The sequence below is a fragment of the Mucilaginibacter phenanthrenivorans genome (genome assembly GCF_024721155.1).
Classification (GTDB): Bacteria; Bacteroidota; Bacteroidia; order Sphingobacteriales; family Sphingobacteriaceae; genus Mucilaginibacter; species Mucilaginibacter phenanthrenivorans.
In genome coordinates this window covers 382299-396748 of the sequence record NZ_JAHVAP010000004.1, presented here as the reverse complement: position 1 = coordinate 396748, position 14450 = coordinate 382299, and the positions used below count along the sequence as shown (strand labels likewise).

Here is a 14450-nt window from a genome sequence, read left to right as displayed (position 1 = left end):
TATAAATTATTTTTAGCCCACTAAAATATTCGAATGAATAAATTTCTTTTTGCTATTCTTTTCACTGTAATAAGCACTGCTGCCTTCGCTCAAATCGGGGGTCAGCCTAAATATTCGCTGCCAAAATCATCTTTACCGGTTGATAGTTTAAGTTACCTTGATCCTAAGGATTACATTATTGGTGGTGTTACCATTACCGGTACAAAATCACTTGATAAGGATGTATTGCTTACTATATCAAAATTGAATAAGGGTGACCGTATTAACTTACCTGGTGAGGCTAACGCTAATGTGATTAAAAATTTGTACGACCAGCATTTATTTGAGGATGTACAGCTAAATGTCACAAAAATAGTTTTGGATACCATCTATCTTGAAATCGCAGTTACCGAGTTGCCACGTTTGTCGCGTTTACACCTAACGGGAATTCGGAAGGGTGAAATAGATGATGTTCAGAAAAAACTGGCAGATAAGGCATATAAAATAGTTGATGAGAACCTTATAAAAACCTCAACAGCGATAATTAAAAAGCACTTCGGTGAAAAAGGATTTTTAAATACCACTGTAACAGTTAAGCAAAGGAAGGATCCGGGAGATGCTAATAGTATTATCCTGGATGTAAAAATTGATAAGCATAAAAAGGTGATGATATCTGATGTTACGTTTGAGGGTAACAAGGATTTCTCGGAAAAGAAACTAAGAAAATACCTGAGCAAGACCCGTAAGCGTAAATTCTATAATATTTTTGGTTCTAAGAAATTTAAGCAGGATAAATATGATGAGGATAAGGAAAACCTGGTAACGAAGATGCAGGCCCGCGGTTACAGGGATGCAGAGATTGTAAAGGATACAGTGTTTAAAACAGGGCCAAACACAGTTGGCGTAAACATTAAAGTATACGAAGGGCATAAATATTACTTCGGTAACATCAAATGGTCGGGCAATGCAAAATATTCATCTGAAATTTTGAACAAGATCCTGAAAATTAAAAAGGGTGATGTTTTCAGTGAAGAGGAATTGAATAAAAGGCTAGTTGGCCCAAATCCTGAAAATGACGATGTTTCATCGTTTTATTTGAACGACGGTTATTTAACTTACCAGGCTGATCCGGTTCAAACCAGGATCTATCATGATACGGTAGACATGGACCTTAGGGTTTATGAAGGCCCACAGTACACCATTAGCCGCGTTATTTTAAAGGGTAATGATGTAACCAACGATAAGGTGGTTATGCGCGAGATCCGTACCAAACCGGGGCAGAAGTTTAATAAGGATCTATTGATCCGCAGTACCCGTGAAATCGGGCAGTTGGGTAACTTCGACGAACAAAAAACTGAACCAAAGCCAACCAACGTTAATCCGCAGGATGGTACAGTAGATATTATTTACAACGTGGTTGAAAAACCATCGGATCAGATAGAGCTTTCAGGCGGCTTCGGCGGCGGGCAGTTGGTGGGTACATTAGGGCTTACCTTTAATAACTTCTCGCTTCGTAATATTTTCCATCTTAAGGCTTATAAGCCATTGCCGAAGGGTGATGGGCAGAAGTTAAGCTTAAGAGGCCAGTCAAGCGGTCACACTTATCAAAACTTCTCGTTCACCTTCTCCGAGCCTTGGCTTGGTGGTAAGAAACCAATTTATTTTGCATTGTCTGCTTATACACAATTGAGTTCAACAGGTGATTACTATGCAAAATCAAACCCTTTGTATAACAAATTACGCATAAATGGTATTGGTGTTACTTTGGGTAAAAAATTACACTGGCCGGATGACTACTTCCAGTTAAACTACTCATTAAACGTTGACCACTATAACCTTGATAACTACACCGGTTACTTATTTTCAAACGGAACATCCTTTAACATTAAGCTAACCCAGGAATTAAGCCGCAACTCGGTTGATCAGCCTATTTACCCTACTTCAGGCTCAAACATCAGGTTTACTGTGCAGGCTACGCCACCATATTCGTTGTTCAACAATATCAATTACAAAATTGCAACGCCTGAACAACGTTACCACTTTGTTGAGTATTACAAATTTAAATACGATGCGCAATGGTTTACCAAGTTAACAGGTAAGCTGGTATTGATGTCGCAAGTGAGGTTTGGCTTCCTTGGTCAATACAACAGCGAAGTTGGTCCATCGCCGTTCGAAAGGTTTAAATTGGGTGGTGACGGTATGCAGAGTTACCAGTTTTTACAGGGTAGTGAAATTGTCGGTTTAAGGGGTTATCAAAACTTCTCGATAATTCCTCAGGGTACAAATTACACTGCAGATACTAACCCGGGTAGCACTATATACAACAAGTACACCATGGAAGTGCGCTACCCTGTTATACAGGGACAATCAGCAACGATATTTTTATTAACCTTTGCTGAAGGTGGAAATGTTTGGAATTCTTTTGATAAATTTGACCCCTTTAACGTAAAACGCTCGGTAGGTGTTGGAGCAAGAATATTTTTACCTATTTTTGGCCTGCTTGGGTTGGATTATGGATATGGGTTTGATAAAATTCCGGGAATACCGGATGCTAACAAGGGCCAGTTCCACTTTTCAATTTCCCAGAGCTTAAACGGCGGATTTAATTAATTTGCGCAGCAATTGTAATGAAGAGGGCAATTTTAGTATTGGTTTTTACGTTAGTAACGCTCACTGGTGCGTTTGCCCAGCGCTTTGCTTACGTAGATTCGGAATTTATATTAAAACATATGCCTGAATATGCGTCGGCCCAAAAACAGATTGAGGCATTGTCTGTACAATGGCAAAAGGAGGTTGATCAGCGGTACCAGGAAATTGACCGTTTATATAAAGCCTACCAGGCCGACCAGGTGTTGATGACTGCGGAGATGAAAAAGCGGCGTGAAGCAGAAATTGCCGACAAGGAAAAAACAGCAAAGGACTTTCAGCGTCAAAAATTTGGACCTGATGGTGATCTTGCTCAAAAAAGTAATTCAATAATTAAACCTATCCAGGATAAAATGTCAAAAGCTATACAAGCAGTTGCCGAAAGTGATAACCTGGATATGATATTTGACAAAAACAGCGAGGTAATAATGTTATATGCCAACCCGCGTTACGATAAAAGCGCGGATGTTTTAACAAAGCTCGGCTTGAAGTCAACAACAAATGCAAAATAAATTTACAATTATATTAATCCCATTAATTTTAAACACAGAACAACAAAATGAAAAAACTATTTAAAGTTGCTTTAGTTGCGGTATGCTTGTTATCGGTAGGCAACTTTGCCAAAGCACAAACTAAAATTGGCTATATTAATTTAAATGCCCTGATTGGCCTTATGCCTGAAGCTAAAACTGTAAAATCTCAGCTTGACATTTACTCAAAGCAGTTTACAGACCAGCTTGCTGCCATGCAAACTGAACTACAGACTAAAGGAACTGAATTTCAGAAAACACAGGCTACAATGAATGAGGCAACACGTTCGGCTAAGCAAGCTGAATTGCAGGATATTCAAAAACGCATGCAGGATTATAACACAACTGCACAGCAAAAATTTGATGAAAAATCAAATGAGCTGATTAAGCCTTTATCAGACAAAGCACACACAGCTGTTGAAGCTGTAGCTAAAGAAAAAGGTTACACTTATGTTTTAGACTCTGGACAAACTGCATTGGTTGTTGCGCCTCCGGGTGATGATATGATGGAAGCTGTTAAAGCTAAATTAGGCATTAAATAATCAAGGCTTAGTAAACATTTATAAAGCGCCTCGTGAATACGGGGCGCTTTTTTTATTTTTGTATTGATGGCAGATAATAAGCCGATTGGCATTTTTGATTCAGGTTATGGCGGCCTTACCGTTTTTCGTTCAATATTTAAGGAACTTCCCGATTATGATTACGTGTATATCGGCGATACAGCAAGGGCGCCGTACGGTAATAGGTCATTTCAAACCATTCATCAATATACCTGGGAATGTGTGCAATGGCTTTTTAAGCAGGGTTGTCCATTGGTAATTTTGGCCTGCAATACAGCATCTGCAAAGGCTCTAAGGAACATCCAACAAATAGACCTGAAAAATGAAGACCCGGCAAAACGTGTGCTGGGAGTTATCAGGCCAACTGCCCAGGTAATTGGCAACTATACCCAAACACAGGAAATAGGTGTGCTTGGTACAAAAGGTACGGTACAATCAGAATCGTACAAAATAGAGATCGGGAATTTCTTTCCAGGCGTGAAGGTATTTCAGCAGGCCTGCCCGCTTTGGGTACCCTTAATTGAAAATGGCGAATATGATAAACCCGGCGCCAACTATTTTGTGAAGCAGTATTTAGATCAGGTACTGGCACAATCTACAAACATCGATACATTGTTGCTGGCTTGTACCCACTATCCCCTGATCCAGCAAAAGATAATGGAATATCTGCCAAAGAATATACAAGTTGTGTCGCAAGGCGATATTGTGGCTAAGAGCCTGGCTGATTACCTGCAGCGCCATCCAGAAATGGAGACTAGTATTAGCAGGAACAAAACGCAGCAATTTTTTACTACTACCGATGATACCGCAGATTTTGACCATTATGCGGAATTGTTCTTTTCGGCGGCCGTAAAATCATCCTATGCAGATATTAACAATTGCTAATGAACAAGACAGGTAATTTATTTTGAAATTAGCTTCTCCAACTAATTCTACCAACTTTATCAACTATTCAACACAATCTAACTTAATCAACCAAATTTACTAAGTTTGCAGCTAAAGCAAAAAGGTTGAATTTTTATATCACATATTTTATTATTGCGATAGGACTGTTTGGTTTTTCGGCTTTGTTTGCGCTTTTTGGTGTATACGCCGAGCGCAAGGTATCCGCCTTTATCCAGGACAGGCTTGGTCCGACAGAAACAGGTAAATACGGTTCGCTGCAAACCTTTGCCGACATTTTGAAAATGCTGCAAAAGGAACTGATAACACCGGCAGCTGCAGATAAGATACTATTCATTTTAGCTCCCGGTATTATTTTCGTAGCCGTTTATCTGGGTTTTGCTGCCCTGCCATGGGGCCCGGGACTTGTACCTGCTAACCTGAATTTGGGACTCTACTATATCTTCGCGATCATCTCTATTGAAACTCTTGGCATTTTAATGGCCGGCTGGGGCTCAAATAATAAATATTCCATATTGGGTGCTATGCGTTCTGCCGCCCAAATCATATCCTATGAGATTCCTGCGGGGTTTGCAATAATATCCGTAGTGATGATAGCGCAAACATTAAACCTGCAAACCATATCCGCACAACAAGGTATTCTATCAACAGAAGTAGTTAAGTTTTCCGGTTTTTGGGATGTAACCCATATAGGCGGCTTTTTTGCCTGGAACGTATTCAGGGCGCCACATTTACTGATAGTTTTTGTGATTTACTTTATAGCTTCACTGGCAGAAAGTAACCGGGCTCCATTTGATATTCCGGAAGCTGAATCGGAGCTGGTGGCAGGCTTTCATACCGAGTACACGGGCTTAAGGTTCGCATTGGTATTTTTAGCCGAGTACTCTATGATGTTCCTGGTATCGATGGTAGCCGTGATCCTGTTTTTAGGCGCATGGAACACACCGTTACCAAACATAGGGCCGGTCCATTTGGCAAACTGGACAACAAACGCAGTATGGGGAATAGTATGGGTAACAATTAAAACGCTAACCCTGGTTGGCATACAAATGTGGATCAGGTGGACGCTGCCCCGTTTTAGGGTAGATCAGCTGATGACCTTGTGCTGGAAGGTGCTTACACCGCTTGCTTTTGCCTGTATGCTGATATCGGGGATATGGAGGCTGTGGCTGATGTAGTTTATTGGTTCACTGGTTCATTAGTTCATTGGTGCAAAGTTTGCAATGCCAGTTAGCTAAGTAACCGGCAATTACCAATGAACTAATGAACTAATAAACTAATGACACAAATAATAAAAGGTATTACTTCAACACTAAAGGGATTATCCATCACCTTAAGGCACCTTTTTGCTTCGCATAAGAAGCGGGAACTGCTGCCTGCAAGTGATAGTAATTACTTTAAGCAGTTGGAGGGTACCAATACCATACAATATCCGCATCAAAAGCTGCCGATCCCGGAAGTGGGGCGTTACCAACTTGATGTGGAGATGGATGATTGTATTGTGTGTGACCTTTGCGCCAAGGTGTGCCCGGTTAATTGTATCGATATTGAGTCGATAAAGGCAACGGAGGCAATTGGTCAAACTTCTGACGGCACTACGAAAAGACTTTATGCCGCTAAGTTTGATATTGATATGGCGAAGTGTATGTATTGCGGCTTATGTACTATAGTTTGTCCTACGGAGTGTATTGTGATGACTAACCAATATGATAAAACAGTTTTCCAGCTGAGCGACCTTACCTACCAGTTTTCGGACATGTCGCCGGAAATGGCTGCTGAAAAGCGTGCCGAGTTTGATAAGCAACAGGCCGAAAAACAGGCCGCTAAATTAGCAGCTATGCAGAAGAAAGAGGAGGGCGGCTTATGAGCTTAGCACAGATTTTGTTTTACCTGATGGCGTTTATCGCTATTGGTTCTGCTGTATTTGTGGCGGGGACTAAAAACCTGGTGCGCTCAATCTTTATGTTTTTTATCACACTTTTTGCTTTAGCAGGCTTGTATGTGCTCGCGTTGGCTGATTTTGTTGCAATCACGCAAATAGTGATCTACGTCGGTGGTATTTTGGTACTGATATTATTTGCCTTTATGCTCTCGGGCAAGGAAACGCTGAATGCGATAGGTGAGCAAAAAAGCAAGTTCATCAATATAAATAAGCTGCCTGCAATGCTGCTGGCTGGTTTGTTTTTGATTGTTCTGGTGAATATGATCCTTAAAGTGGATGCCAACAATTTGGAATGGGTGAAGAAATCAATCGTTCGAAATAACATGATCTTGCCCAACTCATCGATGACCGAGGGTATCGGCATTAACCTGATGACCCAATATTTGCTGCCTTTTGAAGCTATTTCTGTTTTGCTGATGATAGCGCTGATTGGGTCGGCACATTTATCAAGAAAGGGGAAGGGAGCATGATCTCGTTAACCGACTTTTTGATAGTAAGCGCAGTTTTGTTTTGCGTAGGCTTGTACATGATCGTATCCAAACAAAACGCCATACAGGTATTGATAGGAATTGAGCTGATGCTAAATGCTGCCATATTGAACCTGGTAGCCTTTAGCAAGTATGATCGTTTTAATAATGGCGGCCAGATGTTTGCCTTGTTTGCAATTGTGCTGGCTGCTGCAACAACTGCCGTGGCGCTTGCCATTATTTTAAATGTATACAAGCAATATAAAACAATTGATCCGGGTGAAATTAATAAACTAAGAGATTGAAATGATGGGAAAATTATATGCTTTTATTGTCTTTTTGGTTTTGTCTGTTGGCGCTTTGGCTCAAAGCAGGGATACTGTTTATAAAGATACTGCAAAACGTATTGGAGGGCCGGGTGATCACCCTCTAATTGATAATAACCCGCTGATTTTAATTGATGGAACCGTGTATAAAGGTAACCTGAACAAACTTGATCCGAATAGCATTTCGGAGATCAATGTGGTAAAAGATGTGGCCGCTATAAAGATGTACGGTAAACGGGGCGAAAATGGAGTAATCTTTGTAACCACAAAAGGTCACCAGAATATTTATAATCAAAAAGCAAGCGGCGCCTATCATCCTGAACTTCCTGATAGCGCCATGTATGTTATTGACGGAGAAATATCAGATAAGAAATTAGACGGGATTGATCCCAAGGGCATATTAAGTATTGATATCCTGAAGAAAAATAAAGGAACCGAGTCGATGGAATCTGACGTATCGCATGATATGGTAATAGTGGTAACCAGGGCTGGGGCGGTTAGAAGCTATCAAACGAAATTAAGCAGTTTGTCGGCTCCTTATAAAAAGTACTTAGATAACCATAATAATGATGATTCCGGATTGAACTATGTGGTTGACGGAGATATTTATAACAAAGGCGATGCAAGTCTTGAAAAACTATACAAGTTGCCTAAAGAAAATATAGCGAAAATTACGCTGAGCACCAGGGATAAAATAACGAACTTAAACATCACAACCAGGAAATAATACCGGAATATCTCTCATGAAACTGCTACTATACATTACTTTACTTACTTGTTTCTTTACAGGTGCAATTGCGCAACCGCCGCCGCCTGCTAACTGGAATGCTGTAAAAACCAGCACATGGGAAAAGTATAATGCAAAGTATGATAATCCTACTTATGTGGTCGACGGAAAAGTATTGAACGATTCGGTATCAAAGCGGGTAGTAAATGCCATCGATCCGTTTGCAATCACAAAGATCTCGGTATTAAGTGGAACCAAGTTAAAAACCAGGAACGTAGTTTATTTAACCACAGCTACCGAAAAGATCGCGGCCTATCAAAAGAAGTTTGGCGCTTTTTCGAAGGCGTATGCGGATTATTTGGAAGTGCATCAGCATAGGGATGGCAATTTTTTCTATACGATAAATGCGAAGACACTATCAGGTGGACGTGCAGACATAATTGACGAATTGTACAACATACCAGCAGAAAAGATAGAGAGCGTGTATTTTAGTTTACAGGCAGTGCCAAATACAACAATGATTGAAATAAGAACAAAACAGTAAATTGGATAACTTTTTACAAGCGATAGACACCCTTACCATAAAATTTGCACTCGCAGCAGTGTTGCTGCCCCTGCTTGCCTTTATAATTAACCTGGCTCTCCCTGGTAAAAATAATAAGGTGGCTGGCTGGATCTCCACCGGGGCAATATTAATTAGCTGCGTGTTATCGGTATCTGTATTTTCAAAAGTTTGGAACACTGATCACCTGGTCCACCAGCAGGTTTTATGGTTTACCATTGGCGATACTAAGGTTTACGCCGGTGTTTTGTTGAATAACCTTTCGGTGCTAATGCTGGTGCTGGTAAATGTGATAGCCCTGCCGGTGCATATTTACTCTACTGCTTACATGAAGAATGACGACGGTTATAACCGTTACTTCGCTTTTTTAAGCCTGTTTTGTTTCAGCATGCTGGCTTTGGTGGTGGTGGATAACCTGGTGCTGTTCTATATTTTCTGGGAGCTAGTTGGCTTTTCATCATACCTGCTTATCGGTTTTTGGTTTACCCGGCATAAGGCAGTACAGGCTAATAAAAAGGCCTTCATCATGAACCGGATAGGGGACATAGGATTGTTAACGGCTATCATCATCCTGTTTACACAGTACCATACTTTTGATATTGATTTCCTTTTCGGCTCGATTGATATCGCAAAGTTTGCCAGCGTGCACGATTTTTGGGTATTCAATACTGATTTGCCCAGTCAAGTTGGTTCTATATGGGTTAAAGGCGGAGCGGTTCCACTTCCTATTATATGGCAATATGTTGCCTTCGCCGGGATCTTCCTGGCTGTAGCCGCAAAATCTGCTCAGTTCCCATTGCATACCTGGCTGCCTGATGCTATGGAGGGCCCAACATCGGTGTCGGCACTCATCCACGCGGCTACTATGGTTGCTGCCGGTGTGTTTTTGTTAGGCCGGGTTTACCCGGTGTTTAATGAAACGGAACTAACCATCCTCGCCATTATCGGTTGCTTTACTGCTTTTATGGCGGCAACCATCGCCCTAACGCAAAACGACTTCAAACGCATCCTTGCCTATTCCACCATATCACAGTTGGGTTATATGATCATGGCCATGGGAATCGGCGCTTATTCATCGTCGTTGTTTCATTTGGTTACACATGCCTTTTTTAAATGTTTGTTGTTTTTAGTGGCAGGCATAGTGATCCACCAAATGTCGCACATCAGGGATGATAACAAGCTGGAGATAGACCCGCAAAATATTTTAAATATGGGCGGCCTCCGAAAAAAGATGCCGCTTACCTTCATCGCTGCTTTAATTGGGGCGCTTGCACTTATCGGCTTGCCGTTTACGTCGGGCTACTTATCAAAGGATGGCATACTCATCCAGGCCTTTCAATGGTCGGAAGGTAAAAGTTTCATTTACATACTGATCCCGGTATTTGCGGTGCTTACCACATGGCTAACCGCGTTTTATGTTATCAGGCTAATCGTTAAAGTGTTTTTTGGCGATTTGAGATTGTTGGAAAAATATCCATCCATCAAACTGCATATCGCAGATGGCGGCTGGCGGTATGTTTTACCGCTGTTTATATTAGCCATCGGCAGTTTATTTCCGTTGTTCTCGATCAATCCCTTTTCATACGAGCAATCGTGGTTGTTTAAAGGAGTTACAATAGGGCACAATGTAGCGGGCGAAGGGGTTTATCATATACTAGTTCCGGTAGCGGTAAATATTTTTAGCTTGTTGGTGGTATACGGCGCTTATGTGATTTATGCAAAGCGGAAGATAAGTCCTTTTTCGCAAACCAACGCCTTGTGGAGGTTGTCATTTAACGAATGGTATTTCGATCATTTTTATAAAAAGTATATTGTAAAACCGGTGATGGTCCTGAGCCGGTCGGTTTTCTGGTGGGATAGAAGAGTTATAGATGGCTTCATCCATACCCTGGCAAAAACAGCCATGGCGTTGTCAAAACTTACCGCCTGGGCGGACCAGCACATAATAGATGGCTTTTTGCATTTAGTGGTAAATGTGGTGCAATCCGTGGGTAACTTTGCGCGCAGGTTCCAGGGGGGTAAAGTGCAATATTATTTATATAGTATGCTGGTAATTATACTGGCTTTGTTTATTTTGAAAACATTGATATGAGAATAGGTAAAAGGTTAAAGGTAAAAGGTGAAGGGATAACATATTACGCGAAAGCTAATTGCGTTGTTTTTTCTGTCTTGACTCTTGATTCTTGCTTCCTGGCTCTTAATTCTTTTGCCCGATGAACGTCCTTACACTCCTCATACTTACCCCTGTCCTTTTCGGATTTATTGTTGCACTGCTGCCTTCGGAATGGCGCAGCAGCTTTAAATTTATTACACTACTGGCTACGCTGGTACAACTGGGCTTAAGTATCTGGATCTATTGCGATTTTAAAACCGGCGCTTCGTTTGCCGGCGTTAACCACGAGGATCAGTTCCAGTTTATGCAAAAGCTGCCCTGGATCAACCTCGACCTTGGCAGCCTGGGTAAAATGCAAATAGACTATTTTGTGGGAATCGACGGGCTTTCCATAGCATTGCTGGTAATGACATCCTTTGTGCTGGTTGTTGCTGCACTTGCATCGTGGGAAATAAAGAGCAACCTTAAAGGTTTTTTTGTATTATTCCTGATATTGGACATGGCCGTAATGGGCGTTTTCTGTTCGCTTGATTTCTTCCTGTTCTATATTTTTTACGAACTGATGTTGCTGCCGCTGTACTTTTTAATAGGAATGTGGGGTGGCGCAAGGCGTGAGTATGCAGCTATAAAATTCTTTCTCTACACGCTGTTTGGATCGGTGTTTATGTTGCTGATCATGATCGGGCTTTATTTGTCGGTTAAGGATCCGGCCACGGGCAATCATACGTTCAATATTATCCAGATGATGAACCCAGCCAATTACGATGCAGGTTCGGTATTCTCGGTACTAAGCCATCAAACCATATTAGGCCTGCCGGCGCGGGCTGTTGGCTTTGTAATATTATTTATCGCATTTGCCATAAAGGTTCCTGTGGTGCCGCTGCATACCTGGCTGCCTGACGCACACGTAGAGGCGCCTACACCGGTGTCAATTATCCTGGCGGGGATCCTTTTAAAAGTTGGGGGCTACGGCATTATCCGCATCTGCGTGGGTATTTTCCCGGAAATAGCGCACGCCGATGCTTACTGGCTTGGCTTACTTGGTGTGATCTCCATTATTTATGGCGCATTAAACGCTTTAGCGCAGCAGGATCTGAAACGGATGATCGCATACTCGTCTGTATCGCATATGGGTTTTGTTTTGCTGGGGATAGCTTCCTTAACTACCGAGGGTTTAAGCGGCGCGGTTATGCAGATGGTTAGTCACGGGTTTTTATCAACCATGCTGTTCTTTTTGGCCGGGGTTGTTTATAACAGGGTACATGACAGGGGCATTAATCATTTCCGCGGACTTGCCAGCATTATGCCGAAATATACCGCCTTTGTTGTTGTTGCATTTTTTGCATCGCTGGGACTGCCGGGTTTTTCGGCCTTTATTGGTGAGGCATTCTCGCTTACCGGGGCGTTTAAGTCTCATTCAACAAATGGTTTACTGCCATATTGGATGGCGGCCTGTGCATCGCTTGGCATTCTATTAGGCGCCGCTTATTTTTTATGGACATTGCAGCGCATGTTCTTCGGTACGGTGAATTTAAAGGGTGGCTCGGTATGGAAAACAGCCCTGGTAGACCTTAATCTCCGCGAGAAGCTAACTTTACTGCCTCTGGCGCTTATCGTTTTAATTTTAGGGGTGATGCCATCGCTGGTGTTTGATAAGATCAATGAATCGGTAGTTACATTCATACAGTTTTTAGGCTTCAAATAAATATTTGCATCTGCCTTGTGGAAACATTCGGGCAGCTGCATCCTGTAAGTACAAAACCAATACATGGGATTGAATTAACAGGAAGTATTTATTTAACCTAAAAAATCATGTTTAAAAAATTATTATTTGCTGCGTTCGCATTTTTTATTGCGATTGGAGCCAGGGCCGAAGATGGCCAGAAGATAGCATCAAAAGTTGAAAAGGTAGTGGTGTTTTTAAAAGGAGCACAGGTAACACGCACAGCAATGGTAAATGTAAGCGCAGGTACAACACAATTGGTTTTCGGCGAAATTTCGCCGGGGATTGATGTGCAGAGTATCCAGGTACATGCCAATGGCGAGTTCACCATACTTTCTGTTAAGCACGAAATGAACTACCTTGGCGAAGAGGTAAAAGCCAAACAAGTGGAAGACCTTATCGCGCAGCAAAAAGCAATAAGAGATAAGGTTGATCTGCAGAACAGCCTGCTTGCCATTTACCAGCAGGAAGAAGTGATGCTTGGAAAGAACCAACTGGTAAAGGCCGACAATTTAACGCTGGATGTGCTCAAGCTAAAACAAGCGCTCGATTTTCAAACCGAACGGCTTACTGAATTGAAGCAGAAGCAGCAATCCATCACCAATCAAATAGCCGCCCTTAATTTGCAACTTGCAAAGTACGACAAGCAGATTGGCGAAATCAGCCGCGGTAAAAGTACCGCGACCAGTAATATACTGGTGACGGTATCCTCAAAGGCGGCGCTGCAATCATTGTTTACTATAAGCTACGTGGTTAAAAACGCAAGCTGGTACCCAACGTATGATATCAGGGCGAAAAATGTGAACAGCCCGGTAAGTATCTCATATAAGGCGAACGTTGCTCAGCAAAGCGGGGAGGAGTGGAAAAATATAAAGCTGACATTATCAACAGGAAACCCAACTGTAAGCGGCAGCAAGCCCGATCTTACACCTTACTACCTCAGTTTGGGAATGTATTATACCGCACCAGCCGGCTCAATTACCCGTGTTACAGGGCGCGTGTTTGATAACGGCGACAGGCAGGCTGTACCGGGCGCAACGGTAAAGATAAAAGGAACTACAATAGGCGCTGTTACCGACATGAATGGAAACTTTTCGCTACAGGTGCCACCGGGCCCGCAAACGGTGACCGTTTCATTTATAGGCTATCAAACGCAGGAAATGCCCGTTAGCGGCAGCTTTATGAGCTTTGGCCTTAATGCAGATGCAAGGCAATTGAACGAAGTGGTGGTTGTAGGATATGGCTCGGTTCGTGATAAAGATGATGACGATGGTTACAATGTAAGCCGGACATTGACGGGAAAAGTTGCTGGTGTGCAGGTAAACACCATTCCGGTTGGCGTGAACCAGGTAGAGAACCAAACCAATGTAGAATTTATTATTGATAACCCGTATTCCATCCCAAGTGATGGCAAGCAATATTTGGTAGCAATAAATGATGTGGAGGTAAAGGCAGGTTATCAATATTTTGTTGCACCAAAAATAAATACCGATGTGTTTTTAACCGCCCAACTTACCGACTGGAATAAATATAACTTTTTATCGGGCGAGGCTAACCTTTATTTTGAGGGAACCTACATTGGCAAATCGTTAATTGATACACACAACGCGACAGACACGCTGAACCTTTCATTGGGAACGGATAAGAACATCGTAGTTACCCGAACCCTGCAAAAGGATCTGAGTGAAAGGCAAACTTTCGGTTCAAACAAAAAGGAAACTAAAAGCTGGTTGATAGAGGTTAAGAACCGTAAAAATCAAAAGGTAAACCTGCTGGTTGAGGACCAGGTGCCGGTATCGCAAAATTCATCTATCGAGGTAGAGGCGCAGGAAACATCGGGTGTGAAACCTGATTTATTAACAGGTAAGGTTTCATGGAATTTCCTGCTAAATTCGCAGGAAGATAAAAAGGTACAATTAAGATATATGGTTAAGTATCCGAAAAGCCAGTCAGTAATAGTTCAATAACAATA

At 42.0% G+C, this 14450-nt stretch carries 13 protein-coding genes; all 13 read left to right on the top strand.

Annotation, left to right across the window (positions count from 1 at the left end; translation table 11 throughout):
• Positions 1 to 33 precede the first annotated feature (33 nt).
• The 13 genes from bamA to KXD93_RS11195 all read left to right on the top strand — a co-directional run bounded on the left by bamA (position 34) and on the right by KXD93_RS11195 (position 14445).
• Positions 34 to 2589: an outer membrane protein assembly factor BamA gene (gene bamA / locus KXD93_RS11255; RefSeq protein WP_258137194.1), complete on the top strand. Its 2556-nt coding sequence runs from the start codon at positions 34 to 36 to the stop codon at positions 2587 to 2589.
• Between the two features lie 17 nt (positions 2590 to 2606).
• The gene (locus tag KXD93_RS11250) at positions 2607 to 3137 is read left to right on the top strand and encodes an OmpH/Skp family outer membrane protein (RefSeq protein WP_258137193.1); all 531 of its coding nucleotides are present in this window, start codon (positions 2607 to 2609) and stop codon (positions 3135 to 3137) included.
• 47 nt (positions 3138 to 3184) lie between these two features.
• Positions 3185 to 3697, top strand: coding sequence for an OmpH/Skp family outer membrane protein (locus KXD93_RS11245; RefSeq protein ID WP_258137192.1), 513 nt, complete (start codon positions 3185 to 3187; stop codon positions 3695 to 3697).
• A gap of 66 nt (positions 3698 to 3763) precedes the next feature.
• Entirely contained in the window at positions 3764 to 4600 is an 837-nt protein-coding gene (gene murI / locus KXD93_RS11240) for a glutamate racemase (RefSeq protein ID WP_258137191.1), read from the top strand.
• A gap of 125 nt (positions 4601 to 4725) precedes the next feature.
• Positions 4726 to 5796 (top strand): NADH-quinone oxidoreductase subunit NuoH, encoded by a 1071-nt coding sequence (gene nuoH, locus KXD93_RS11235; protein ID WP_258137190.1) that lies wholly within the window; start codon positions 4726 to 4728, stop codon positions 5794 to 5796.
• Between the two features lie 101 nt (positions 5797 to 5897).
• Positions 5898 to 6485 carry a NuoI/complex I 23 kDa subunit family protein gene (locus KXD93_RS11230; protein ID WP_258137189.1) on the top strand — a complete coding sequence of 196 codons (588 nt, stop codon included), beginning with the start codon at positions 5898 to 5900 and terminating at the stop codon, positions 6483 to 6485.
• Positions 6482 to 7030 (top strand): NADH-quinone oxidoreductase subunit J family protein, encoded by a 549-nt coding sequence (locus KXD93_RS11225; RefSeq protein ID WP_258137188.1) that lies wholly within the window; start codon positions 6482 to 6484, stop codon positions 7028 to 7030. The genes KXD93_RS11230 and KXD93_RS11225 overlap by 4 nt, the downstream gene beginning before the upstream one ends.
• On the top strand, positions 7027 to 7332 hold the full coding sequence (gene nuoK / locus KXD93_RS11220) for an NADH-quinone oxidoreductase subunit NuoK (protein ID WP_258137187.1): 306 nt from the start codon (positions 7027 to 7029) through the stop codon (positions 7330 to 7332). The genes KXD93_RS11225 and nuoK overlap by 4 nt, the downstream gene beginning before the upstream one ends.
• A 1-nt stretch (position 7333) precedes the next feature.
• On the top strand, positions 7334 to 8080 hold the full coding sequence (locus KXD93_RS11215; RefSeq protein WP_258137186.1) for a hypothetical protein: 747 nt from the start codon (positions 7334 to 7336) through the stop codon (positions 8078 to 8080).
• A gap of 16 nt (positions 8081 to 8096) precedes the next feature.
• Positions 8097 to 8624, top strand: coding sequence for a hypothetical protein (locus KXD93_RS11210; RefSeq protein ID WP_258137185.1), 528 nt, complete (start codon positions 8097 to 8099; stop codon positions 8622 to 8624).
• Between the two features lies 1 nt (position 8625).
• On the top strand, positions 8626 to 10734 hold the full coding sequence (gene nuoL, locus KXD93_RS11205; RefSeq protein ID WP_258137184.1) for an NADH-quinone oxidoreductase subunit L: 2109 nt from the start codon (positions 8626 to 8628) through the stop codon (positions 10732 to 10734).
• 121 nt (positions 10735 to 10855) lie between these two features.
• The gene (locus KXD93_RS11200) at positions 10856 to 12460 is read left to right on the top strand and encodes a complex I subunit 4 family protein (protein WP_258137183.1); all 1605 of its coding nucleotides are present in this window, start codon (positions 10856 to 10858) and stop codon (positions 12458 to 12460) included.
• Positions 12461 to 12567: 107 nt separating this feature from the next.
• The gene (locus KXD93_RS11195; RefSeq protein WP_258137182.1) at positions 12568 to 14445 is read left to right on the top strand and encodes a mucoidy inhibitor MuiA family protein; all 1878 of its coding nucleotides are present in this window, start codon (positions 12568 to 12570) and stop codon (positions 14443 to 14445) included.
• The last annotated feature ends 5 nt before the right edge of the window (positions 14446 to 14450 follow it).